This window comes from Promicromonospora sp. NPDC050262 (assembly GCF_040655935.1).
GTDB lineage: Bacteria > Actinomycetota > Actinomycetes > Actinomycetales > Cellulomonadaceae > Promicromonospora.
This window is the reverse complement of record NZ_JBFAKX010000002.1, coordinates 145,404-169,108: the sequence shown is the minus strand read 5'-3', so window position 1 is coordinate 169,108 and position 23,705 is coordinate 145,404. Positions and strand designations below refer to the sequence as shown.

The following is a 23,705-nucleotide window of genomic DNA, read 5'->3' as shown; positions in this document are numbered from 1 at the left end:
CGTGCTGACGACGGTCGAGAAGGACGTCGCCCACACGCGGCTGCAGGCCGCGGTCGAGGAGATGTGCCTGACCCTGCGGCGCGCGAGCCGCAGCCTGTACGTGCGCGACGCCGCCGACTTCGCGTGCGCCGTGGCCGACCTGTCGGGCCGGTTCGTCGCCTACCCGCAGGACGTCGGCGTCTCCGGCTTCGTGGGGCTCGACCTGACCCCCGCGATCGAGGCCGCGACCGCGAACGGGCCGCTGGCGCCCGGCGACGTGGTGCTGACCAACGACCCCTACCTCTCCGGCGGCCTCTCGACGCACCTGCCGGACGTCCACGCGATCGCGCCGTTCTTCGACGGCGACGAGCTGGTCGGCTACGGCTGGGCGTTCGTGCACGTGTCGGACGTCGGCGGGCGCGTGCCCTCCTCCGTGAGCGTGCTCAACGACTCCGTGTTCGCCGAGGGGCTGCGCGTGCCGCCGGTGCGGTACGTGCGCGCCGGGACCGTGGTCCCCGAGGTCGAGGCGATCCTGGCGGCCAACTCCCGCACGCCCGAGGCCAACCGGGGCGACCTGCACGCGATGCTCGCGGCGCTGGACACCGGACGACGGCGGGTGGGCGAGCTCACCGCCGACCTCGGCCCGGCCGGGTTCGCCGACGTCGGCGCCTTCGCGCGCGAGCAGAGCGCGGCCCGCGCCCGCAGCGCCCTGCGCACCCTCGCCGACGGCACCTACCGCTTCGAGGACTTCCTCGACAACGACGGCGTGAGCGGCGTGCCTCTGCGCGTTGTGGTCACCGCCACGGTCGACGACGGCGCCGTGCACCTGGACCTCACGGGCACCGACCCGCAGGTCGAGGCCGCGCTGAACATGGTGACGTTCGGGCGCGCGCACTCGTGGGTGGTCACGCGGCTGTTCGCGATCGTCGGCACGCTCGACCCGGCCGTGCCGCTCAACGGCGGGCTGATGGACGTCATCGGCTTCACCGCGCCCGAGGGCACGCTGCTCAACGCGACCGGAACCGCCGCCACGGGCGTGCGGCACGCCACGACCTCGCGCGTGAACGACGTGGTGTCCGGGGCGCTGGTCCAGGCCGCGCCCGAGGTGCTGCCCGCGGCCTCCAGCGGGCTGGTCGTGCCCGTCGTGTTCGCCGCCGCCGACGGGTCCCGCGTGGACGTCGTCGAACCGATGGTCGGCGGTACCGGGGCGCGGCACGGCGCCGACGGCGCGGACGGCCGCGACTCCGGCATCTCCAACCTCTCCAACAACCCGGTCGAGACCGTCGAGGCGAACGTGAGCGTGCGCGTGCTGCGCTACGCGCTGCGCGCCGACTCCGGCGGCGCCGGACGCTGGCGGGGCGGCTCCGGCCTGGAGCTGGAGTTCGAGGCGCTGACCGACGGCGGGCTGCTGGCCCGCGGGCTGGAGCGGCTGCGCTTCCGCCCCTGGGGCTTCGCGGGCGGCCGGCCCGGCGCCCTGACCGAGCTCGTGGTCAACGAAGGACGCACCGACGAGCGGCGGCTGTCCGTCGTGGACGTGCACCCGCTGCGCGCGGGCGACCGCGTGGTGCTGCGCACCTCCGGCGCCGGTGGCTACGGCGACCCGCTCGAGCGCGCGGAGCAGGCCGTGCTGGCCGATGTCGCCGCGGGGCTCGTTACCGTCGAGGCCGCGCTGGAGGCCTACGGGGTCGTGGTGCGCGACGGCGTGGTGGACACGGCCGCGACCGCGGCGGAACGGGCGGGGCGTTCCGTTTCGGGAGAACGGACGGGGCGTTCCGTTTCGGCGGATGGTGGCCGCGCGCACTCGCTCGGACCCGAGCGGGAGCGCTGGGAGCGGGTCTTTCCCTCCGTGCTCGCCGACCGGCTCGACGCCTACCTGCGCACGCTGCCGACGACCACGCGCGCGGCACGGCGCCGGGAGATCCTCGGGGGTGTGCTGGCCGGGCTGCCCGAGCGGTTCCCCGGGGTGCCCGCCTCCGAGGCGGCATCGGTCGCGGCCGAGCGGGCGTTCGCGGAGGCGGTGACGGCCGTGGCCGGTCCGACGCCCGGCACCGCGTGAGCGACGCATCCGCGGCGCCGTTCGACGCCGTGATCGTGGGCGGGGGCCCGCGGGCCGTCGCCGTCGTCGCCCGGCTCGCCGCACGACGTCGGCCGGATGCTCCCTGGGGCGCCGCGCCGGACGAGACGCTGCCCGTGCTGCGCGTCGCCGTCGTCGACCGTGTGGAGGTGGGCGCCGGGGCGACGTGGCGCACCGACCAGTCCGCGCTGCTGCTGAACAACACGTGGGCGGCGCGCACCACCGTCCACGCCGACGCCTCGACCCCCATGAGCGGCCCGGTCGTGGCCGGGCCGGACCTCGTCGACTGGGCGCGCGCGGCGACGTCGGACACCGCCTGGGCCCGGGACGAGGCGCGCGGGCTCGGCCCCGGCTCGTACCCGACCCGGCGGCTCCAGGGCGTCTACTACCTGGACCAGCTCGACGAGGCCGCCCGTCGCGGGAGCATCGAGGTGGTGCCGGTGCACGGCACGGTCGTGGACGTGCGCGCTGCCGGGTCCGGTCTACGGGAGGTCGCGCTCGCCCCGAGCCCGGACGCCGCGCCCGCCGGACCCGCCGCCGCGAGCGCCTCCGCTCACCCGGCTGTCCCGAGCGCCCCGACGCTCCTGACGACCCCCGTCGTCGTGCTCGCACAGGGCATGATCCAGGCCCGCCGCTCCGCCCGGACCGAGCGGTTCGCCGACGCCGCCCGCACCCACGGCCTGGTCTACGTCGAGCCGGGCATGCCCGCCGAGCGGGACTGGGCCGCCGTGCCCGCGGGCGAGGACGTGCTGGTCGCGGGCCTGGGCGCCAACTTCTTTGACGTGCTCGCGCTGCTGACCGTGGGACGCGGCGGGCACTTCGTCGACGCTGCCACCGGCGCGCCTACCGACGCTTCGGGCCGTTCCTGCGACGACGGCGGAGCCGACGGGCCGCACGCGGGCGACGCCCTGCGCTACGTGCCGAGCGGCAACGAGCCGCACCTGCTCGCCGGGTCGCGGCGCGGGCTGCCGTACCGGGGAAAGGGCGCACTCGCCGACGGGCCGCCCGTGCCCTACCCGGCGCGGATCGCGACGCGCGAGCGCTTCGCCGCCCTGGCTGGTCGCGCGGGCGGACGGCCCGTGCTCGACCTGGCGCGCGACGTCTGGCCCCTGATGGCCGCCGAGCTCGTGCTCGCCCACCTGACGGCGCTCGCCGAGCACCGACCGTCCGCCCTGCGCCCGGGCCTGACGCCGGACGGCCTCGCGGAACTCGTGGAGGGCTCCGACGACCCGGTGCGCGTGGCGGCCGCCCTCGTCGTCGATCCGGCGGACGCCGTCGACCCCGCGCGTGCCGACCGGCCGCCGCTGGTCGCCCCGGCCGACTGGCCCGCGTGGGTCGAGCGCTGGGTCCGTGACGAGCAGGAGTCGGTCGCGACCCCGCTCACCTCACCGCGCGCCCGGGTCAACCAGGCCATGGAGACGCTGCGCGGTGAGGTCGCCCGGCTCACGCGGGCCGGCGTGGTCGACGGCACGTCCCTGGAGTCGACGGGCGAGGGTGTGCTCATCCCGCTCGGCCTGGCGCTCGCCTCGGGCCCTCCCCCGCGGCGGACGGCCCAGCTCCTGGCGCTCGTCCGGGCCGGCATCGTGGAGCTGCTCGGCGAGGACACGCGGATCGAGGTCGAGGACGGCGCGTTCGTCGCGCGCAGCCGGGTACGCGACGCCGTCCGCACGCGGGCGTTGATCGAGACACGGATGCACCGGGGCGCCGTGAGCCCGACCGACGACCCGCTGCTGCGGACCCTGCTCGACTCCGGCCGGGCCCGCCGCCACCCGCTGCCCACGGCGGCGGGCGGCACGGTCCCGTCCGAGAGCCTCGACGTGACCCGGGACGGCTGCGCGCTCGTGGACGCCACGGGCGGCGTCGACGAGCGCATCGTCGTGCTGGGTATCCCCGCCGAGGCCGTGCAGCGGGGATCGGCGATCGGGGCCAGCCCGGGTGTGCCGTCCCCGCTGCTCGCGGGCGCGGACGTGGCGGCGGAACAGATCCTCGGTGCCCGCCGCCGTCCGGCCCCCGCGGCGGGCTAGGCCGTACCGTCCCGGACCGCCCGGCGCACCGACTCGTCGTGCTCGGCGTGCGCGCGGTGCAGGAGGTCCATGAGCTCGCTCTCGTCGCGGGCCTTCTGGCGGTACTTCTCGCCGAGGTTCTTGATCGTCGTCTCCTCCTCGCACAGCGCCGCGTAGACCCGGATGCGCTCGGCGTGGTCGGCCGTGTAGCCGAGGTCCAGGTACTCCGTCGCGTGGCGGCGGGCGTTGGCGATCGCGGTCTGCGCACGCCCCGCCTTGCTCCACAGCGAGGCGACCACGGTCACGATGATCACGCCGATGATCACGGTCAGCGACAGGCCCGTGCTGATCTCGAAGACCGGTACCGGCTCGCCGCCGTTGATGAACGGCACGTTGTTCTCGTGCAGCGCATGGAGCACCAGCTTGACCCCGATGAAGGCGAGGATGATGGCGAGCCCGTACGAGAGGTAGATCAGCCGGTCGAGCAGGCCGTCCAGCAGGAAGTAGAGCTGGCGCAGGCCCAGGAGCGAGAACGCGGTGGCGGTGAACACGATGTACACGTTCTGCGTCAGGCCGAAGATCGCGGGGATCGAGTCGAGCGCGAACAGCAGGTCGGTGCCGCCGATCGCCACCATGACCAGCAGCATCGGGGTCAGCGCCCGCTTGCCGTCGTGGATCGTGAACAGCTTGTCGCCGTCGTAGTCCGGGCTGGTGTGGAACAGCCTGCGAGCGACCCGCACCGCGATGTTCTCGTCGTGCCGCGACTCCGAGCTCTCCGGCTTGAGCATGTTGCCGGCCGTGACCAGCAGGATCAGCCCGAAGAGGTAGAACACCCAGGCGAACGAGTTGATCAGGGCGGCGCCCAGGAAGATGAACCCGGTGCGCGCCGCCAGCGAGAACGTGATGCCGAACAGCAGCACCTTCTGCTGGTCCTCCCGCGGCACGCGGAAGCTCGTCATGATGATGAGGAAGACGAAGAGGTTGTCGACCGACAGCGCCTTCTCCGTGATGTAGCCGGAGAAGTACTCCGACCCCGCGTCGACCCCACCCAGCACCAGCACGCCCACCCCGAAGAGCAGGGCGATCCCCACGTAGATCGAGGACCAGATCGCGGCCTCTCTCAGCCCGGGGACGTGCGCCTTGCGCACGTGGAAGAAGTAGTCGAAGAGGAGCAGCAGCACGATCCCTGCGACCGTGAGCGTCCAGACGAGCGGCGAGACATCCATGCGGCCTGCTTTCGGTCGAGGGACAGAGCCGCTCGGTGCCCGCGACGGGTTCGGGCAACGAGGTGGCTGGTGTCCGGACGAGGCGAGGCCTCCGAGGTTACCCCGCGGACGCCGCTCGGTTCTCGTCGAACGCATGGATCCTTGTCGACGTCGGAAACGAACGACGACAACCGTGGTGCCGCGGCCGAAAGCCAGTAGGCCACAACCTATAGGGTGTAGGCTGGGTCCATGACCCGCGCACCCCTGACGTCCGCCTCGGTGATCGCCGAGGCGGCGGCGCTGGCCGACGAGAGCGGGCTGGAGGCAGTCACGCTCTCGGCGGTCGCCCGCCGCCTCGGCGTCCGCACGCCCAGCCTGTACTCGCACGTCCGGGACCATGCGGCCCTCCTGGACGGCGTCAGCGCCGTCGCCCTGGCGGACCTGACCGCCCGGGTCGCCGAGGCGGTCGCGGGCCGTTCCGGGCTGCCCGCGCTCGAGGGCCTGGCCGAGGCGCACCGCGCGTTCGCCCGGCAGTCGCCGGGCCGGTGGCAGGCACTGCAGCGCCGGGCGGGTCCCACGGTGGTCGCCTCCGACGCCGCCCGGTCGATCGTCGCCCTCACCGACGCCGTGCTGCGCGGCTACGACATCCCGCCGGGCGAGCGCGTGCACGTGACCCGGCTGCTCGGCAGCACGATCAACGGCTACCTGGCGCTTGAGCGCATCGGCAGCTTCGACCACAGCGAGCCGGACCCCGAGGCGTCGTGGCGCCGGGCGGTCGTCGCGCTCGACACCCTCCTACGGGCCTGGCCCACCGAATGAACGAGGAGCACCCCATGTTCAGCACACCCCTCACCCCGTCCCTCGTGCACGGCGCGGCCGAGGTCGAGACCACGGCCCGGGGCCTGCGCCCGCACCGTCTCCCGCAGTGGGCGCGCACGCAGTTCCCCGACCCGCACCTGCTGATGATGGAGGCCCAGCCCTCCGGCGTCCGCGTGGTCTTCACGACGACGGCGCGCACCGTCGCGCTCGAGACCCACCCGTCGCGGCTCGCCTACCGCGGCGCGGACCGCCCGCGCGGCAGCGTCGACCTGGTGGTCGACGGCGCGCCCGTCGCGAGCAGCCCGCTCGACGACGGCGACGTGATCCTCGCCGACCTGCAGACCGGCGCCACCGAGTTCCGGCCCGGCCCCTCGCACACCACGACGTTCGACGACCTGCCCGCCGGCGACAAGCTCGTCGAGATCTGGCTGCCGCACAACGAGTCGGTCGAGCTGATCGGGCTGCGCACCGACGAGCCGGTCGCCCCGGTGGAGCCGGACCGCCGCGTGTGGCTGCACCACGGCAGCTCGATCAGCCACGGCTCCAACGCGAGCACGCCGACCCAGGTCTGGCCCGCCGTCGCCGCGCGCCGCGGGGACGTCGAGCTGCGCAACCTCGGGTTCGGCGGCAACGCACTCGTGGACCCGTTCGTCGCGCGCACGATCCGGGACGCGCCCGCGGACCTGATCAGCGTCAAGCTCGGCATCAACGTCGTCAACCTCGACGGGATGCGGCTGCGGACCTTCGTCCCGGCCGTGCACGGGTTCCTGGACACGATCCGGGACGGGCACCCGACCACGCCGCTCCTGCTGGTCTCGCCCATCTTCTGCGGCATCCACGAGGACACCCCCGGCCCGGGAGCCGTCGACCCGGACACCCTCGGCACCGACCACGTGCGCTTCGTCGCCACGGGCCGCAGCGAGGAGCAGCAGCAGGGCAAGCTCACCCTGCGGGTCATCCGCGACGCGCTGGCCTCGGTGGTCAAGCGCCGCGCGGACGACCCGAACCTGCACTATCTCGACGGCACCACCCTGTACGGGGCGGACGACGCCGTCGCGCACCCGCTGCCGGACGCCCTGCACCCCGACACCGCGACCCACGGGCTGATCGGCGAGCGGTTCGCCGACCACGCGTTCGCGGAGACGGGGCCGTTCGGGCGGTCCGCCGGCGTCACGGCGCGGGCGTAGCGGCCCGCGCCGGCGCGGGGAAGACGGCGGCCGTCACGAACCGGCCGTCCTCGATCCGCACGGTCAGCTCACCGCCGTCGTCCGCCACCCGGCGCCGGAGGGTGGCGAGCCCGCGCAGCTCCGGGAGGGTGTCGTCCGCGACGCCGTCGTTGACCACGGTGAGGCCGTGCTCCGTGAGCTCGATACGGACCAGCGTGGCCCGCGAGTGCCGCAGGATGTTCGTCGTCGTCTCCCGGAGCACCTGCGCCAGGAGGTCGGTCGCGTGGGCGTCGGCCCGGCGGTCCACGCGCACGCGCATCCCGGCCGCCTCCATGAGGTTGCGCGCGTTCTCCAGCTCCGCGGACAGGTTCAGCTTGCGCTGCCCGTAGGCCAGCTCCTTGGTCTGCGCGATCGTGTCGCCCACCAGGGTGTACATCTCGCGCAGCTCCTGCTCCACGCGTGCGGTGTCGCTGTGCAGCAGCTTGCTCGCCAGCGCGATCTTCAGCTTGACCACGTGCAGGGTGTGGCCCTGGATGTCGTGCAGGTCGCTCGCGAACCGCATCCGCTCGCGTACCACCGCGAGCTCCGCGTCGCGCTCGCGCGCCTCCTCCAGCTCCGCCATGACGTCGTAGAACCCCTTGTTGGGGAACATCAGGCCGATCAGCACCACGGTGACCCCGGTCGGGATGACGACGTTCGCGAGCAGGCCGTCCACCCCGGGGTCGGCGGTGCGGGCCAGGCCCAGCGCACCGACCGCCGCCACGTAGGCGGCGATCCCGACCGCCGCCGCGGCACGGTGACGAGGGAGCTGGGCGACGCTCATGCCGCCGATGACGGCGAGCGAGTAGTACGCCGCCTGCGGGTCGCCGTCCATCGCCAGCACCCCGTAGGGCCAGACCGCGGCGGCCACCAGGAGGCACGGCAGCGCGACCCGGTTGATCTCGCCGACCGTCCAGCGCTCGAAGGCCACCACCACCGCGACGATCCCGAGCCCCAGGACGACGGCGTCGAGCGCCGTCTGTGCCTGGCGCACCAGCATGAACACGCCGACGGCGACGAGCAGCGGCAGCATCATCGACAGGTTGAGCGTGCGGAACCGGCGCCGCGAGACCCTGGTGGCGGCGGGCGACCAGGGGGCCGCCGGGAACGGGCCGCGCCCCGGGCGAGCAGATCCAGCGTTCATGGGTGGGTCGTCTCGTCGATCGGCAGGGGACCCCTCCCAGTATGGTCGCCGCGCGCGGGCGCAGCAGTGACGCTGCGTCATACGTTCCGCCCCGGGATGTCATGCCGCGGACCTGACGTCAGCACACTGGTCCGGAACGACCGCGGCGGGTGTGCTGGAGGGCATGACGACAACCCCCGCCATCGACATCGACCGGCTGAACGTCACCTACGGTGACTTCCACGCGGTCAAGGACCTCTCGTTCCAGGTGGAGCAGGGCGAGCTGTACGCGCTGCTGGGCACCAACGGCGCGGGCAAGACCTCGACCCTGGAGGTCGTCGAGGGCCACCGCAAGGCGACGTCGGGCACGGTGCGCGTGCTCGGCAAGGACCCCGCCGACCGGCGCGCGGTGCGCGCCCGCATGGGGATCATGCTCCAGGAGAGCGGGTTCTCCCCCGACCTCACCGTCGCCGAGTCCGTCCGCCTGATCGGGAAGCTCAGCGGCCGTGCCGACTCGGCGGAGCGCGTGCTGGGCGTCGTCGACCTCACCCGCAAGGCCGACACCCGGGTGTCGCAGCTCTCCGGCGGCGAGAAGCGGCGGCTCGACTTCGCCACCGCCGTGTACGGACGGCCCGAGCTGGTCTTCCTCGACGAGCCGACGACCGGGCTGGACATCCAGTCGCGCGACGCGCTGTGGGACGCCGTCGAGCAGCTCCGCGAGGACGGGTCCACCGTGGTCCTCACGACCCACTACCTGGAGGAGGCGCAGCAGCGCGCCGACCGCATCGGCCTGATGCACAACGGCACGTTCCGCCACGAGGGCACCGTCGCCGAGCTGACCCGCACCCTGCCCGCGGCCATCCAGTTCTCGCTCCCGCCGGGTGCGCCCGCGCCGCTGCTGCAGGCCGCGCCGCAGGCCGACGGGTCCTACCAGATCGAGACGTTCGACCTGCAGAAGGACCTCAAGCTGCTCCTCGACTGGGCCCACGCGCACTCGGTCGAGCTGGTCGGCCTGTCCGCCGCGCCGACCCGGCTCGACGACGTGTTCCGCGCCATCGACGCCGAACCCGTCCCCGCCTGACCCCGACCCGAGCCCCGAGAAACGGAAACACCACCATGCTCTCCATCGCACGCAGCGAGCTGATCCAGATCCTCCGCAACCGGGCGGTGCTGATCACCAGTCTCATCATGCCCGTGGCCGCCAGCGTCTTCTTCATCCGGTTCCGGGAGACGTTCGAGCAGATCGGCAGCCTCGGCTACATCGGCGCCGTCATCGTCTTCACCATCGCCGCGTTCAGCCTCTACGCCACCACGGTGACCACCCTGGCCGCCCGCCGCCAGGACCTCTTCCTCAAGCGCCTGCGCTCCACCGCCGCCGGCGACGCGTCGATCCTGACCGGCCTGGTGCTGCCGATCAGCGTCCTGTCCGCGGTCCAGGTGGGGCTGATCCTCGCGGTGTTCGCCGGGCTGAGCGACGGGCCCGCCGACGTGGCGCTCCTGGTGGTGGCCGTCGTCGCGACGTTCGTCATGATGCTCGCCCTGGGGCTGGCCACCGCGGGGATCACGAACTCCCCCGAGCACGCCCAGGTCACCTCGCTGCCCCTGAGCCTGGGGGTCGTGGCCGTCACGAGCTGGGTGGGGATCACCGGCACGGAGGACCTCACGCTGCTCAAGCGGCTGCTGCCCGGCGGGGCGGCCACCGAGCTGATCGTCAACGCCTGGAACGGCGGCGTGCCGCTCACCGACTCGCTGCCGCTGCTCGCGCCCACGCTCGCCTGGGTGGTCGTGGCGGTCACGCTCGCCCTGCGGATGTTCCGCTGGGAGCCGCGGCGCTGAGCCGCGGCGCTGGATCGGTCGCACGACGGCGCCGCGCCGTCCGCTCCCTGGGGTGGGGCGGACGGCGCGGCGCTCTTCTCGCCGGCCGACGCCGTCAGCTGATCTTGCGCTTGTACCCGGCGATCGCGAAGCCGTAGGCGACCACGAGGATGCCGACGAGCCAGGCGAGCGCGATCCAGATGTCGTTGCCGACGGGCTGCTGGGCGAACAGGGCCCGGATGGTGTCCACGATCGAGGTCACCGGCTGGTTCTCCGCGAACCAGGCGACCGGGCCGGGCATCGTCTCGGTGGGCACGAACGCCGAGCTGATGAACGGCAGGAAGATCAGCGGGTAGCTGAACGCGCTCGCGCCGTCCACGGTCTTGGCCGAGAGCCCGGCGATCACCGCGAGCCAGGTCAGGGCCAGGGTGAACAGGACCAGGATGCCGGCCACGGCGAGCCAGTCGAGCAGCGAGGCCCCGGTGCGGAACCCCATGAGCAGCGCGACGCCGATGACGATCGCCACCGAGATCAGGTTGGAGACCACGGACGTGAGCACGTGCGCCCACAGCACGCTGGAGCGCGCGATCGGCATGGACTGGAAGCGTTCGAAGATGCCGCCCTGCATGTCGAGGAACAGCCGGTAGGCGGTGTACGCGATGCCGGAGGCGATGGTGATGAGCAGGATGCCGGGGAGCATGTAGTTGACGTACGACTCACCGGTGCCGGTGTTGATGGCGCCGCCGAGCACGTAGACGAACAGCAGCATCAGCGCGATCGGCGTGACGGCCGTGGTGATGATGGTGTCGGGGCTGCGCAGGATGTGGCGCAGGGAACGGCCGGTGAGCACACCGGTGTCGCCCAGGACGTGGGAGGTCATCGGGTTTCCTTTCCTGCCGCGGCGGTGCCGCTGGTCGTGTCGTCAGAGGTGGTGGTGCCGGGCTCGGCCGGGTCGGGCTCGCCGACGAGGGTGAGGAACACGTCCTCGAGGGAGGGCTGCTTCTCCACGTACTCGACCTTGGCCGGCGGCAGGAGCGCCTTGAGCTCGGCCAGGGTGCCGTTCTGGATGATCGTGCCCTTGTGCAGGATCGCGATACGGTCGGCGAGCTGCTCGGCCTCGTCGAGGTACTGCGTGGTCAGCAGCACGGTGGTGCCGTTGTTCGCGAGCTCCTTGACGGTCTGCCACACCTCGATGCGGGCCTGCGGGTCCAGCCCGGTGGTGGGCTCGTCGAGGAAGATGATCGGCGGGTTGCCGATCAGGCTCATCGCGATGTCGAGCCGGCGACGCATGCCGCCCGAGTACGTGCCGGCCCTGCGGCCGCCCGCCTCGGTCAGCGAGAAGCGGGCCAGCAGGCCGTCGGCCACGGCGCCCGGGTCGGGCAGGTGGCGCAGCTTCGCCACGAGCACCAGGTTCTCCCGGCCCGAGAGGATCTCGTCGACCGCGGCGAACTGCCCGGTCAGGCTGATCGACTCACGCACGTCGCCCGCCTGGGTGCCGACGTCGAAGCCGTGCACGGTGGCGGTGCCCGCGTCGGCCTTGAGCAGCGTCGACAGGATCCGCACGAGCGTCGTCTTGCCGGCGCCGTTGGAGCCGAGCAGGGCGAAGATGCTGCCGGCCGCGACGTCGAAGTCGACGCCGCGCAGCACGTGCAGGTCCTTGAAGGACTTCTCGATGCCGTGCACCCGGATGGCGGGTGCCGTGGCCTGGTCGGTGGTCATGTCCAGTTCTCCTTCGCTGGGGGAAATCTCTGGGGTCAGGGGCGGCGGACGACGATGTCGCCGTAGCCGGTGCTGGCGTGGATCTCGGCGGTCGACTCGTTCTCGACCGGGCCCTCGGTGGGGGTCAGGTGGTTGCGGACGCTGCCGTGCTCGGAGGCGACGTCGAGGTAGGCGGCCACACCCTCGGGCACGCCGACCTCGATGGTGCCGTAGGACGTGGTGAGCGTGGCGCTGCCGGACTCCAGGTTGTTGACCCGGATGCCCGCGTGCGCGGACTTCACGGTGAGGGTGCCGCGCACCTGGCTGACCATGATGTCGGCGTGCGCACCGTGCACCTGGAGGGTGCCGGTGACGGCGCCGACGGTCGTGGTGCCGTTGCTCGCGCGGATCGTGGCGTCCCCCGCGATCTCGTCGACGCGCACCGAGCCGGCGCTCACCTTGACGTCGGCGGGTCCGGCGACCCGGCGGGCCGACATCGACCCGGCCGAGACCTTGAGGGTGAGGCGGTCGACGTCGTCCAGGGTGGCGTTGCCGGACGAGAGCGTCAGGTCGACGGTCGCAAGGCTGCCCTCGGCGTAGAGCGAGCCGGTCTTGCCGCGCAGCTCGGAGCCCGCGGGCAGCTCGACGGTGATGTCGGCGGTGCCAGCCGCGAACGGCAGCACGTACTGCTTCCAGGAGTTCGGGTAGGTGATCGTGACGGCGTCGCCGTCCCGTTCGACGCGGATCTCCTCGGCGGCACGCACGCTGCCGGACTTCTTGTCGGTGGGCAGCACCGTGACGACGACGTCGTCCCGCTCGCCGGCGACGACGTGCAGGTTGCCGAACGGCACGTCCACGACGACGGGGACCGGGTGGGGGGCGGGGAAGGTAGGCATGGCAAGGCTCCAAGGCGGTGTGAACGGTGGTGGTGATGTCTGTGGTGTCGCTGTGGTGTCACGTGTGCGGGCGGATGGTGCCGCGGCGCGCGGTCGCGCGTGCGGTCAGCGCACCCACCCGGTGACGCGGCTGTTGGCGCGCTGCTCGGGACTGGTCGGCGTGGCCGGGCGACCGGGCGGCCGCTCGACGGCGGCGGCCACGGCCCGCACGAGCCAGGTGTTGACCGAGACGCCGTCGCGTGCCGCGGCGAGCTCCGCCTGCGCCTTGAGGTGGTCGGGCAGACGCAGGGTGGTGCGCGTGGTGGCGCCCGCCTCGCCCTCCACCGCGACCGACGCCGCAGCGGGGGCCTGGGTGGATGCCGGCGCGGCCGCATCCGGCGCGGGCGCCGGAGTGGTGGCAGGGGCGGTGACCACGAACTCCGGGGAGCCGCCGCGCAGCCGCACGTCGACCGAACCCGGGGCGAGCTCGGCCGAGATCTCCCCGGCGGCGTCCGACAGCGCGCTGAGCAGGACGAGGCGCGCGGCGGCGTCCAGCGGTGCGGTCAGGCGGGCGGCGAGCTCGCGGGCGTCGTCACCACCGGCGGCGGCGGCCGTCGCGAGCTGGCGCTGCAGTTCGTCGGCGTATCGGTTCAGGTCCATGGCACCACTATGACACCATCATGGTGCCACCGCAAGGCCTCTGACGTCATTCGTGACACCATGCTGGTGTCCCGGCCGTGGTGCGCCCCGTCGCGCACCCCCTCGGAGGGGAGGGGCAGCGCTGGGATCGCTCAGTTGCCGCGCTGGATGCGGCGCCGGAGCCGAGCGCTGCGGATGGTGCCGATGACGAGGGCGATGATGCCGACGCCGACCCCCGTGATGAGCAGTGCGACGGCGAGCGGGACCGTGCCCTGCATGCCCAGGAACGAGACCAGCACGAGCTGGGTGTTCTGCAGCATGAAGATGATCAGGGCGACCAGCACGAGCGCCGCGAGGCAGCTGCCGGCCCAGAGCCACCCGGCTCGGCTGCGGGACGCCTTGACGGAGTGGGTGCTGGTCCGTCGGATGTGGCTCGACCCGAGCGTGTCGTGGCCCGATCGGTTGGGGTTGCCGTTCGTGGCGGAGGGCAGCGGCGGGGTGGGGGTGGGGACGGTGGCCATGACGGCCTCCCTGCGGTTCCGGGCCCGCGCACCTCAAGCGGGGCACGTTCGCCCGGATACGTTCGACTCTACGCCCCTCGTACCGGGGCGGGACGCGGCCGCCTCAGCGCCCGAGCCGGGTCGCCAGCGGGCAGGAGAACGGGTCGCGGGCGCGGTGCTCGACGTCGTTGAGGTAGCGGACGACGATCCCGTAGGAACGGAAGAACCCCACCTCGGTGTAGGTCACGCCGAGGGTCGAGCAGAACTCGCGCACCAGGGGTTGGACGCGCCGGAGCGCGGGCCGGGGCATGCTCGGGAAGAGGTGGTGCTCGATCTGCCGGTTGAGGCCGCCCATGAAGAAGTCGACCGCGACGTTGCCCCGGATGTTGCGTGACATGAGCACCTGCCGGCGCAGGAAGTCGATCTCGGTACCGGGCGGGACGATCGGCATCCCCTTGTGGTTGGGGGCGAACGCGCCGCCCAGCAGCACGCCGAACAGGCCGAGCTGCACCGCGAGGAACGCGGCCGCGATCGCGGGCGGCAGCAGGATCAGGAGCACGGCGACGTTCAGGGCCAGGCGGGTCAGCAGCACGGGAGCCTCTACCGCGCGGTGCAGCACGGGCGCCTTGCCGAGCACGGTGCGCACGCTGGCCACGTGCAGGTTGAGCCCCTCGAGCGTCAGCAGCGGGAAGAAGAACCAGCCCTGCCGGCGGGCGAACCAGCGGCGCCAGCCGTCGCGGCTCGCCACGACCGCCGGCGTGAAGGCGATGACCCCGGGCGAGATGTCCGGGTCGCTCTCCTCCTGGTTCGGGGCGGAGTGGTGGGCGTCGTGCTTCGTGGTCCACCACGCGTGGCTCAGCCCGACGAACGCGTTCGCCAGGACGCGGCCGGTCCAGTCGTTCCACGCCCGGGAACGGAAGATCTGGCGGTGGGAGCTGTCGTGGCCGAGGAACGCGAGCTGGGCCAGCACGACGGCGAGCGCCACGGCGAGCAGGAGCTGCCACCACGAGTCGCCCACGAGCACGATCGCGGTCCAGACCAGCCCGAAGGCGGCGACGGTGGCGACCAGGCGCGTCCAGTAGTACCCGTACTGCCGCCGGTTCAGGCCCGACTCCCGCACCACCTTCGCCAGAACCGAGTAGTCACGCACCACGCGCCTGGCGGGCCGGCGGGGGGCCGCGGTGACGGCCGGTACCGGATGCTCACTCGGATCGGGCGGGCCGATCCCTCGTTCGCCCACCTTCCCACGGTACCCCTGCGCACCTCGTTCAGCGGGCCAGCCGGTCGACCACGGCACCGTAGAGCCACGGCAGCCGGGCCGCGGCGGGCACGACGGCGCCGCGTGCGGGTCCCGACGCCCACGCGACCAGGCCCGTGGTGAGCACGCGGTAGTCGCGCGTCACCGTGCGCCACGCCCGCTCGTACGCCTCGGCGTCCTCCAGGTGGCGGACGGCGGCGTCCGCCTGCGCGAGGCCCACCCGGACCCCCTCGCCGGTCAGGGCGTCGACGTAGCCCGACGCGTCCCCCACCAGCCGTACCCGTCCCGCGGTGCGCCGCCGCGACCGGCGCCGCAGCGGGCCCGCGCCGAGCACGGTCCCGGTGGCCGTCGCGCCGGAGAGCCGGGCGGCGAGCTCCGGGAACTGCGAGCGCAGCAGCGTGTCGAACCCCGCCCCGGTCACGGTGCGGGGTGCGAGCAGCGCGACGCCGACAAGGTCGGGGGCGACCGGTGTCACGTAGGCCTCGGCGTGCGGCGACCAGTGCACCTCGACGAGGTCGGTCCACGGCGTGACGGCGAAGTGCCGGCGCAGGCCGTACCGGCTGCCGGCCGGCCGGCCGGCTCCCCGGCCGGCCCCGGGCCCCGGGCGGACGTCGAGCCCGGCCAGGCGGCGGACCGCGGAGTGCAGGCCGTCGCACCCCAGCAGCCAGCGGCCGCGCACGGTGATCGGTGCGCCCGCCGTGCCCGCGTCGCCGTCGGCCGCGTCCCGGGCCGGGTGGCCGTCGTCCGCTCGGCCGGGCGCCACCTCGATCTCGACCCCCGCGGCGTCCTGCCGCAGGACGGTGACCCGCCCGCACGTGCGGTGGGCGCCGACGTCGGCGGCGCGCGCCCGCAGGGCCTCGTGCAGGGTGGTGCGCCGCACGCCCCGCCCGGGTCCGGCGGTGAACTCGTGGTCGGCGTGCCGCCCGGGCGCCCGGTAGCTGATCCCGGTCAGCACGTGTCCGGGCGGGTCGGCGCCGAGCGCCTGCACGGCCCGCAGCGCGCCGGGCAGCAGGCCCTCGCCGCACGCCTTGTCGAGGGTACCGGCCCGGTGGTCCACGACCAGCACGTCGAGTCCGGCGGCGCGCGCGTGCACGGCCGCGGCCAGGCCCACCGGCCCGGCACCCACCACCAGGACGTCCACGTCCGCGGCGGCCCGGCCCATGCCGCTCACCCCGGCCCGGGCACGGCCTGCCGGAGCGCCCGCTCCTCGGCCGGGATGCGGAACCGGGCGAGCAGCACCGCGTTCAGCACGGTGAACGTGAGGGCCGTGACCCAGCAGGTGTGCACCAGCGGCAGCGCGATCCCCTCGACCACCACGGCTACGTAGTTGGGGTGGCGCAGCCACCGGTACGGCCCGCCGGACACGAGCGGCAGGCCGGGCACCACGATGATGCGGGTGTTCCAGCGGTGCCCCAGCGTGGCGACGCACCACCAGCGCAGCGCCTGGCTCGCGAGCACGAGCACGAGCATGGGCCAGCCCAGCCACGGCAGGAACGGACGGTCGGCGAGCACCGCCTCCGCCACGCACGCCACCAGCAGCCCGGTGTGCAGCGCCACCATCGCCGGGAAGTGCCCCCGGCCCGACTCGACACCGCCGCGCTCGAACGACCACCGGGCGTTGCGGGCCGACACGACGAGCTCGGCGAGGCGCTCCACGCCCGTCGCCGCCACGAGCGCGACGTAGAACCCGAGCACCTCAGCTCCCCTCCAGCCGCAGCAGCACCAGCTCGCACGACACCCCGGGGCCGAACGCCATGAGCACGGCGGGCGAGCCGGGCGGGGCCTCGGCGTTCTCCAGGGTCCTGGCCAGGACGTCCAGCACGGACACCGAGGAGAGGTTGCCGGCGGCCGCCAGGCTCGCGCGGCTCTCCCGGACGGCGTCCTCGGACAGCCCGAGGGCGTCCCGCACCGCGTCGATCACGCGCGGCCCGCCCGCGTGCACCACCCAGGTGGGCACCTGGGCGGGTGTGAGGCCGTGGTCGGCCAGCAGCCCCTTCACGTCGGCGAGCAGGTGCGCGCCCAGCAGGTCGGGCAGGTCGGCCGAGAGGACGATCGCGAACCCGGTGTCCCGCACCTCCCAGCCCAGGGCGTCCGTGGTGCCGGGGTAGAGCTGCGAGCGGGTGTCCAGCACGCGGGCCGTCGGCCGTCGGCCCGGCGTCGCCCGTGCCAGCGGGTGCTGCGCGCCCACGACGACGGCCGCCGCCGCGCCGTCGCCGAACAGCCCGGACGCCACCAGGTTGGCCGCGGAGTCGTCGCCGTGCTGCAGGGTCAGGGAGCACAGCTCGACCGCGACCAGGAGCGACACGTCACGCGGCCGCCCCAGCAGGTGGTCGTGCACCCGCGCGAGCCCGCCCGCGCCGCCCGCGCAGCCCAGACCGAACGACGGCGTGCGCCGCACGTCCCCACGCAAGCCGAGCCGCTCGGACAGGAGCACGTCCAGCGACGGCGCCGCCACCCCCGTGACCGAGGTGGCGAACACGTGGTCGACCTCCCCCGGCTCGACCCCCGCCGCGGCCAGCGCCCGGCGGCAGGCCTGCTCCGCGAGCAGCGTGCCCTCCCGGACGAACACCGCGTTGGTCGCGCCCATCGACCCCAGGCCCGCGTACTCCTCCAGCGGCAGCACCAGGTGCCGGCTACGCACGCCGGCGCTCGCGTGCAGACGCCTCAGCAGCGCGGCCCGCGTCGGGTCCGGCGTCACCAGGGGCGCCACGGCCTCGGTGATCGCCTCCTGGGCGTAGACGTACCGAGGCAGGACCGCTTCGACCGCTACGACGCGCGACACCTAAGCATCCTGACCCAGGACCAGCCCAGCCGCGCGGGGAGCGCCCACCAGGACTACCGTGCCGCCCATGATGACCGGCACCGATGCCCGCCGCCTCGGCCGTGGCCTCGTGCTCGCGAGCCACCCCGCGCCCGCCGCCGTGGTCACCGCCCTGGCTGCCGGGCTCGCCGCTGCCCTCGGGTCCGGAGCAGGCGTCGTCGCGCTGGTCGCCGTGGCCGTCGGCACGGGCCAGCTCTCCGTCGGCTGGTCCAACGACTGGATCGACGCATCCCGCGACCTGGCCGTGCACCGCGCCGACAAGCCCGTCGTGCAAGGGCTCGTCACCGCGGCCACCCTGCGCGGCGCCGCGTTCGCGGCGCTCGCCGTCTGCGTCGTCACGTCGCTGGCGGCGGGCCTCGCCGCCGGGGCCGCCCACCTGGTGGCTGTCGCCGGGGCGTGGGCCTACAACGCCCGGCTCAAGTCCACCCCCTGGTCCTGGCTGCCCTACGCGCTCTCGTTCGGCCTGCTGGCGGTCTTCGTCGTGCTCGCCGCGCCCGGCCCGCGCGTCCCCGCCGCCTGGGCGGTGCTCGCCGCCGCGCTGCTCGGCGTGGGCGCGCACGTCGCCAACACCCTGCCCGACCTGGAGGACGACGCCGCCACCGGCGTGCGCGGCCTGCCCCACCGGCTCGGCCGCCGGGCGTCCGGCGTGCTCGCCCCCGCCCTCCTGACCGCGGCGGTCGCCGTCGTGGTCGTCGGGCCGGCCGGGCCCCCGGCACCCGCGGCCTGGGCCGGCGGCGTGGTCGCCGTCGTCCTGGCCCTGGCCGCAGGAGCCGTGGCCGTGACCCGGCCCCGCAGCCGCGCACCGTTCGCGCTGAGCCTGTGCGTCGCCGTCGTGTGCGTGGTGCTGCTGGCGCTGGCCGCCCCGGACATCGCCGTGGTGCCCTGAACCCGGTCGGCCCGCCCTCGGCGCGTAGGGTGGAGAACCCGGCGAATCAATGCCCTGACTCGGGAGAAGGTCTCGTGCGATGAGAATCTCGACGTCCCCCCACGACCTCGCGCGCCGGGCCGCCACCGTGCTCGGCTCCGGCCTCGAGGCCAGCATCATCTTCCGTGAGCACGGCGTGTCGGTCGCCGCGGGCAGCAGCTCCGCCGCTGCCGGCCGGTGCGACCAGGCAGAGGCCCGGGCCGAGACCGGACCCTGCATCGACTCCATCAACCTGGGAACGATCCAGGTCGTACCGGTCGTCGCCGAGACGGCCGGCTGGGATGCCTGGCGCGCCCAGACCCTGCGCGAGGGCTTCGTCTCCGCGCTCGCGGTCCCCGCCTTCGTCAACGACGACGTCGCCGTCGCGCTCAACCTGTACTCCCGCGCACCGGATCCCTGGACCAACGAGCTCCTCACCGCGGCGGACGGCTACGCACAGCTCGCCTCAGCCATGGTCGCCCTGCACCTGGAGCTGGCCGAGCTCGAGGACGCCACCGCGGGCCTGTACCGCGAGCTGTCCGACACCGCCGCGGTCGAGCGCGCCGTCGGGGCGATCATGCACTCGAACGACACCAGCGAGAGCGAGGCGAGACGGATCATCGAGTCAGCCTCCAAGCACCGCAACGTCACGCAGCGGGACGTGGCCGAGACCATCCTGCGCGCCCTGGTGGTCACCGACGAGCCCTCGCCCGACGAGCACCCCGGCGCCTGAGCGGACCGCCCAGGCGCCGGGCCGCTCCGGACCGGTCAGACCTCGTTCAGCCGGGGCACGACCTTCTCGGCCAGCGCGGTCGCCCACGGGACCGGGTTCTCGTACGGCGTCGGCATCAGGCCCACGAGCGAGACGCCCAGCGCCCGGTACCGCTCCATGTCCTTCAGGAACGCGTCCGTGTCACCGGTCGCGTCACCCTGGTAGAGCATCGTCTTCTCGATCGCGTCGTAGTCGGTGCCGAGGCGCTCGCAGTGCCCCCGCAGCACGTCCAGCTTGTGCGCGACCGTCGCCAGCGCCTCGTCGCCGGGCCCGCCGAACAGGTTGCACGCCTGCCCGTACTGGGCCACCAGCCGCAGCGTCTTCTGCTCGCCGCCCCCGCCGATCATCACCGGGACGGTGCCGCGCGGCGGCTGCGGCAGGTTGATCGTCTCGGCGAGCTGGTAGTGCTTGCCCTCGAACGCGCCGTCGTTGTCCGACCACATCTGGCGGCAGATCTGGATCGTCTCCTCCAGCCGCTCGAACCGCTCCGCCGTCGGCGGGAACGGCACGCCGAGACCCGCGTGCTCCCGGTCGTACCAGGCCGCGCCGATGCCCAGCATGGCGCGACCGCGCGAGAGCACGTCCAGCGTGGAGACCGTCTTGGCCAGGAGGCCCGGACGCCGGTAGGTGACGCCCGTGACCAGCAGGCTCAGCCGGACGTTCTTCGTCACGCCGGCGAGGTAGCCCAGCGAGGTGTAACCCTCCAGCATCGGCTCGTACGGACCACCCGCGTGGAGCATCTGGAACCAGTGGTCCATGACCGTGAAGAGGTTCACGCCGCCCTCGTCGGCGATCTGCGCGGTCTCGGTGAGGCGGTCGGCCAGAGTGGTCTCCCACTCCGGGTGGGTGAACGTGAAGTAGTGCAGCCCAAGATCCATGCCTCCGACCTTAGCACCCGGTTGTCATGCTCTGACGCTCATGTCGTGATCTGCCATCGCCCGCCCGGACCGGGTGAGTTTCGGGCCTGTGGTGGTGGTGCGCCCGGACCCGGCGTTGACTGGAGACCGCGGGGGCCACGCGACGGCACGAGCCGAGGAGCAGCCCCATGACCGACACCGACCGCGTCCCGCCCGAGGTCCTCACGGCCGTACGCGCCAAGCACCGCGCGCTGTGGGCGCTCGGCGACTACCCGGCGGTCGCCACCGAGGTGATCCCCGCGCTGGGCCCCGTCCTGGTCGAGGCCGCCGGCGTGCGGCCGGGCGACCGGGTGCTCGACGTCGGCGCCGGGTCGGGCAACGCCGCGATCCCCGCCGCGCTCGCCGGTGCGCAGGTCGTCGCGTCCGACCTGACGCCCGAGCTGTTCGAGGCCGGGCGCGCCGCCGCCGCGGCCCGGGGCGCCGAGCTCACGTGGGCCGAGGCCGACGCGCACGCGCTCCCGTACGACGACGGCGCGTTCGACACCGTGCTGTCCTGCGTGGGCGTCATGTTCGCCCCGTTCCACCAGACCGCGGCGGACGAGCTGGTCCGCGTGGTGCGGCCCGACGGGACGATCGGGCTCGTCGCCTGGACGCCGGCCGGGTTCATCGGCCAGATGTTCGCCGCGATGAAGCCCTACGCCCCCGCTCCTCCGCCCGGAGCGCAGCCGCCGCCGCTGTGGGGCGACGAGGAGCACGTGCGCTCGCTGCTGGGCGACCGGGTCACCGACGTGCGCGCCGAGGTGCGGTCGCTGCCCGTCACGCGGTTCGCCACGGGCACGGAGTTCCGCGAGTTCTTCAAGGCCGTGTACGGCCCCACCATCGCGGTGTACCGCAACGTGGCCGACGACGCCGCGCGCACCGCCGAGCTCGACGGCACGCTCCTGGACCTGGCCGCCCGGTTCCAGGGTCTCGACGGCGCGATGGGCTGGGAGTACCTGCTGTTCACCGCGCGGCGGGCGTGACCCCCGTCGTCACGCCCGCGAGCGCGCCAGGAGCCAGACGAAGTACGGCGCGCCGAGCAGCGCGACCGCGAGCCCCGCGGGGAGCTGGGCCGGGGCGATGACGGTCCGGCCCAGGGTGTCGGCCAGGCCGAGCAGCACGGCGCCCAGCAGCATCGCGACCGGCAGCACCCGCGCGTGCCGGCCGCCCACCAGGGCACGCGCGGCATGCGGCGCGACCAGACCCACGAACCCCACCACGCCGACGGCGGTCACGCTCGTGGCCGCCAGCACGGCCGCGACGGCGAGCACGACCAGCCGGCTGCGCTCCAGCCGGACGCCCACGAGGCGCGGCGTGTCGTCGTCGAGCGCGAGGAGGTCCAGCTCGCGCCGGACGATCACGGCGAGCGGCACCGCGAGCGCCAGCGTCACCAGGACGGGCAGGACCTGTTCGAGGCTGCGCCCGTAGGTGGTGCCGGACAGCCAGGTGTAGATGCGCGGCGTGTTCCAGGGGTCGGAGCGCAGCAGCAGGAACGTGGTCAGCGCGGTGGTCAGGTAGCCCAGGCCGATGCCGATGAGCACGAGGCGGTCGGCGTGCAGCCCGCCGCGCCAGGCGAGCAGGTAGACGGCGGCGAAGGCGAGCAGTCCGCCGACGACGGCGGCCACGAGCATCGCGCCGTTGCTGGCGGCGACGCCGTTGCCCCAGGTGGTGCCGGCGACGGCGGTGACGACCACGACGGCGCCGAGACCTGCCCCGCCGGTGATCCCGAGGATGCCGGGCTCTGCCAGCGGGTTGCGGGCGGTGGCCTGCACCATCGTGCCGGACAGCGCGAGGGCGGCCCCGGCGACGACGGCGGCCAGGACGCGGGGCGCGCGCTCGTCGAGCGCGAACCGGACGACGGCGGGGCCCTGCCCGTCGAGCCAGAGGGCGATGTCGCCGGTGCGCAGCCAGGTGGAGCCGGCGAGCAGGCCGAGCAGCGTGACGCCGATCGCGAGGGCGACGCACACGGCGAGCACGATGACGAAGCGGCGGGTGCTGCGCGGCCCGGTCCCGGCGGTCGGCGGCCGGCGGGACGACCCGGCGTCGCGCAGGCGCCGCGCGAGGACCACCATGATCAGGGCGCCGGCGATCGTGGTCGCGACGCCGGTGGGGACGGCGAGCGCCTCCTCGGCGCCGAGGACGGCGCGGACGACGGCGTCGGCGAGCACCACGACGAACGCGCCGAGCAGGCCGGCGGCGGGCAGCAGGATCGCGTGCCGGTGGAGCGCGGGGACCACGCGGGCCAGGAGCCGGGCGACGACGGGGGCGGCGAGGCCGACGAACCCGAGGGGGCCCGCCAGGGTCACGGCCGCGGCGGTGAGCAGCACCGCGAGCAGCACGCCGATGGCGCGGGTCGAGCGGACGGGGACGCCGAGCGCCCCGGCGGTGTCGTCGCCGAGGCCGAGCACGTCGAGGCGCCGGGAGACGAGGAGGCCGCCGAGGGTGGCCAGCAGGACGACGGGCAGTGCCCGCCAGAACGCCGTGAGGTTGAGCTGGCTCAGGGAGCCGCTGCCCCAGGCGAACAGTCCGGTGGTCTCCGTCTGGAACAGGATGAGCAGTGCGGAGGCCGCGGCCTGCAGGGCCAGCGCGACGGCGGAGCCGGCGAGCACCAGGCGGGTGGACGACGACCCGGCGCCACCGGCCAGCCCGAGCACGAGCGCCGCGGCGGCGATGCCGCCGGCGAAGGCGACGGCGCCCGAGGCCCACAGCGGCACGGCGAGGCCGAAGGCGGCCACGGCGACGACCGCGAGGTAGGAGCCGGCCGTCACGGCGAGCGTGTCGGGCGAGGCGAGCGCGTTGCGGGCGATCGACTGGAAGAGCGCCCCGGCCACGCCGAGGGCGAACCCGACGGCCACGCCGGCCGCGAGGCGCGGCAGGCGTGACCCGACGAGGATGTCGCGGACCGCCGACGCGTCGCCGGCGTCCTGCCCGGTGAGCAGGCGCAGCAGGTCGCCCGTGCCCACGCCGGACGTGCCCTGCGTCAGGTGCCAGGCACCGACGACGAGCACGGCCAGCGCGAGCACCACCAGGGCGGCCCCGCCCGTCGCCCAGGTGACGGGGCGGGAGGCGGGGGCCTGGGGCAGGGTGTCCGTCGCGGACGGCGACTGCGTGGCGGTCAT

22 protein-coding genes are annotated in these 23,705 nt (G+C 74.2%); 9 read left to right on the top strand and 13 right to left on the bottom strand.

The window, feature by feature from the left end; all coding sequences use genetic code 11:
• Position 1: 1 nt before the first annotated feature.
• Positions 2-2,035 carry a hydantoinase B/oxoprolinase family protein gene (locus AB0I29_RS04180; protein WP_357478360.1) on the top strand — a complete coding sequence of 678 codons (2,034 nt, stop codon included), beginning with the start codon at positions 2-4 and terminating at the stop codon, positions 2,033-2,035.
• Positions 2,032-4,077: an FAD/NAD(P)-binding protein gene (locus AB0I29_RS04175; RefSeq protein WP_357478357.1), complete on the top strand. Its 2,046-nt coding sequence runs from the start codon at positions 2,032-2,034 to the stop codon at positions 4,075-4,077. Before AB0I29_RS04180 ends, AB0I29_RS04175 begins: the two co-directional genes overlap by 4 nt.
• Here the strand turns inward: AB0I29_RS04175 and AB0I29_RS04170 are convergent.
• On the bottom strand, positions 4,074-5,282 hold the full coding sequence (locus AB0I29_RS04170) for a TerC family protein (protein ID WP_357478355.1): 1,209 nt from the start codon (positions 5,280-5,282) through the stop codon (positions 4,074-4,076). The genes AB0I29_RS04175 and AB0I29_RS04170 overlap by 4 nt on opposite strands.
• A gap of 228 nt (positions 5,283-5,510) precedes the next feature.
• Here AB0I29_RS04170 and AB0I29_RS04165 point away from each other — a divergent pair, with 228 nt between their 5' ends.
• Entirely contained in the window at positions 5,511-6,080 is a 570-nt protein-coding gene (locus AB0I29_RS04165; protein WP_357478352.1) for a WHG domain-containing protein, read from the top strand.
• A 14-nt stretch (positions 6,081-6,094) separates the two neighbouring features.
• The gene (locus AB0I29_RS04160; RefSeq protein ID WP_357478349.1) at positions 6,095-7,267 is read left to right on the top strand and encodes a GDSL-type esterase/lipase family protein; all 1,173 of its coding nucleotides are present in this window, start codon (positions 6,095-6,097) and stop codon (positions 7,265-7,267) included.
• Here the strand turns inward: AB0I29_RS04160 and AB0I29_RS04155 are convergent.
• Complete coding sequence (locus AB0I29_RS04155; protein ID WP_285102245.1) at positions 7,251-8,429, bottom strand: histidine kinase; 1,179 nt, start codon at positions 8,427-8,429, stop codon at positions 7,251-7,253. The two genes, AB0I29_RS04160 and AB0I29_RS04155, sit on opposite strands and share 17 nt — an antisense overlap.
• Before the next feature lie 163 nt (positions 8,430-8,592).
• Between AB0I29_RS04155 and AB0I29_RS04150 the strand changes: the two genes are divergently transcribed.
• Together AB0I29_RS04150 and AB0I29_RS04145 are read left to right on the top strand one after the other, a co-directional pair.
• On the top strand, positions 8,593-9,489 hold the full coding sequence (locus tag AB0I29_RS04150) for an ABC transporter ATP-binding protein (RefSeq protein WP_357478346.1): 897 nt from the start codon (positions 8,593-8,595) through the stop codon (positions 9,487-9,489).
• 35 nt (positions 9,490-9,524) lie between these two features.
• Positions 9,525-10,244, top strand: a complete 720-nt coding sequence (locus AB0I29_RS04145) for an ABC transporter permease (protein WP_285102249.1) — start codon at positions 9,525-9,527, stop codon at positions 10,242-10,244.
• A gap of 94 nt (positions 10,245-10,338) precedes the next feature.
• Here AB0I29_RS04145 and AB0I29_RS04140 read toward each other — a convergent pair whose 3' ends face one another.
• The 9 genes from AB0I29_RS04140 to AB0I29_RS04100 all read right to left on the bottom strand — a co-directional run bounded on the left by AB0I29_RS04140 (position 10,339) and on the right by AB0I29_RS04100 (position 17,975).
• On the bottom strand, positions 10,339-11,103 hold the full coding sequence (locus tag AB0I29_RS04140; protein WP_285102250.1) for an ABC transporter permease: 765 nt from the start codon (positions 11,101-11,103) through the stop codon (positions 10,339-10,341).
• Positions 11,100-11,942, bottom strand: coding sequence for an ATP-binding cassette domain-containing protein (locus AB0I29_RS04135; RefSeq protein ID WP_357478341.1), 843 nt, complete (start codon positions 11,940-11,942; stop codon positions 11,100-11,102). The genes AB0I29_RS04140 and AB0I29_RS04135 overlap by 4 nt, the downstream gene beginning before the upstream one ends.
• 35 nt (positions 11,943-11,977) lie before the next feature.
• Positions 11,978-12,817, bottom strand: a complete 840-nt coding sequence (locus tag AB0I29_RS04130) for a DUF4097 family beta strand repeat-containing protein (RefSeq protein ID WP_285102253.1) — start codon at positions 12,815-12,817, stop codon at positions 11,978-11,980.
• A gap of 105 nt (positions 12,818-12,922) precedes the next feature.
• Positions 12,923-13,456, bottom strand: coding sequence for a toxin-antitoxin system HicB family antitoxin (locus tag AB0I29_RS04125; protein ID WP_357478338.1), 534 nt, complete (start codon positions 13,454-13,456; stop codon positions 12,923-12,925).
• Between the two features lie 131 nt (positions 13,457-13,587).
• Positions 13,588-13,956, bottom strand: a complete 369-nt coding sequence (locus tag AB0I29_RS04120) for a LapA family protein (RefSeq protein WP_285102255.1) — start codon at positions 13,954-13,956, stop codon at positions 13,588-13,590.
• Between the two features lie 103 nt (positions 13,957-14,059).
• Positions 14,060-15,085 carry an acyl-CoA desaturase gene (locus AB0I29_RS04115; RefSeq protein WP_285102256.1) on the bottom strand — a complete coding sequence of 342 codons (1,026 nt, stop codon included), beginning with the start codon at positions 15,083-15,085 and terminating at the stop codon, positions 14,060-14,062.
• Positions 15,086-15,203: 118 nt separating this feature from the next.
• On the bottom strand, positions 15,204-16,355 hold the full coding sequence (locus AB0I29_RS04110; RefSeq protein ID WP_357478333.1) for an NAD(P)/FAD-dependent oxidoreductase: 1,152 nt from the start codon (positions 16,353-16,355) through the stop codon (positions 15,204-15,206).
• Positions 16,356-16,360: 5 nt separating this feature from the next.
• Positions 16,361-16,888 (bottom strand): isoprenylcysteine carboxyl methyltransferase family protein, encoded by a 528-nt coding sequence (locus AB0I29_RS04105; RefSeq protein ID WP_285102258.1) that lies wholly within the window; start codon positions 16,886-16,888, stop codon positions 16,361-16,363.
• Position 16,889: 1 nt separating this feature from the next.
• A complete protein-coding gene (locus AB0I29_RS04100; protein WP_285102259.1) occupies positions 16,890-17,975 on the bottom strand; it encodes a 3-oxoacyl-[acyl-carrier-protein] synthase III C-terminal domain-containing protein in 1,086 nt (361 codons plus the stop codon).
• A gap of 67 nt (positions 17,976-18,042) precedes the next feature.
• Between AB0I29_RS04100 and AB0I29_RS04095 the strand changes: the two genes are divergently transcribed.
• Complete coding sequence (locus AB0I29_RS04095) at positions 18,043-18,900, top strand: UbiA family prenyltransferase (RefSeq protein WP_357478328.1); 858 nt, start codon at positions 18,043-18,045, stop codon at positions 18,898-18,900.
• A 79-nt stretch (positions 18,901-18,979) separates the two neighbouring features.
• Entirely contained in the window at positions 18,980-19,651 is a 672-nt protein-coding gene (locus AB0I29_RS04090) for a GAF and ANTAR domain-containing protein (protein WP_285102261.1), read from the top strand.
• A gap of 35 nt (positions 19,652-19,686) precedes the next feature.
• Here AB0I29_RS04090 and AB0I29_RS04085 read toward each other — a convergent pair whose 3' ends face one another.
• Positions 19,687-20,568 (bottom strand): LLM class F420-dependent oxidoreductase, encoded by an 882-nt coding sequence (locus tag AB0I29_RS04085; RefSeq protein ID WP_285102263.1) that lies wholly within the window; start codon positions 20,566-20,568, stop codon positions 19,687-19,689.
• Between the two features lie 167 nt (positions 20,569-20,735).
• Between AB0I29_RS04085 and AB0I29_RS04080 the strand changes: the two genes are divergently transcribed.
• Positions 20,736-21,569, top strand: a complete 834-nt coding sequence (locus AB0I29_RS04080; protein WP_357478322.1) for a class I SAM-dependent methyltransferase — start codon at positions 20,736-20,738, stop codon at positions 21,567-21,569.
• Positions 21,570-21,578: 9 nt separating this feature from the next.
• On the opposite strand, the gene AB0I29_RS04075 is transcribed toward AB0I29_RS04080, so the two are convergent.
• Complete coding sequence (locus AB0I29_RS04075) at positions 21,579-23,705, bottom strand: iron ABC transporter permease (RefSeq protein WP_357478319.1); 2,127 nt, start codon at positions 23,703-23,705, stop codon at positions 21,579-21,581.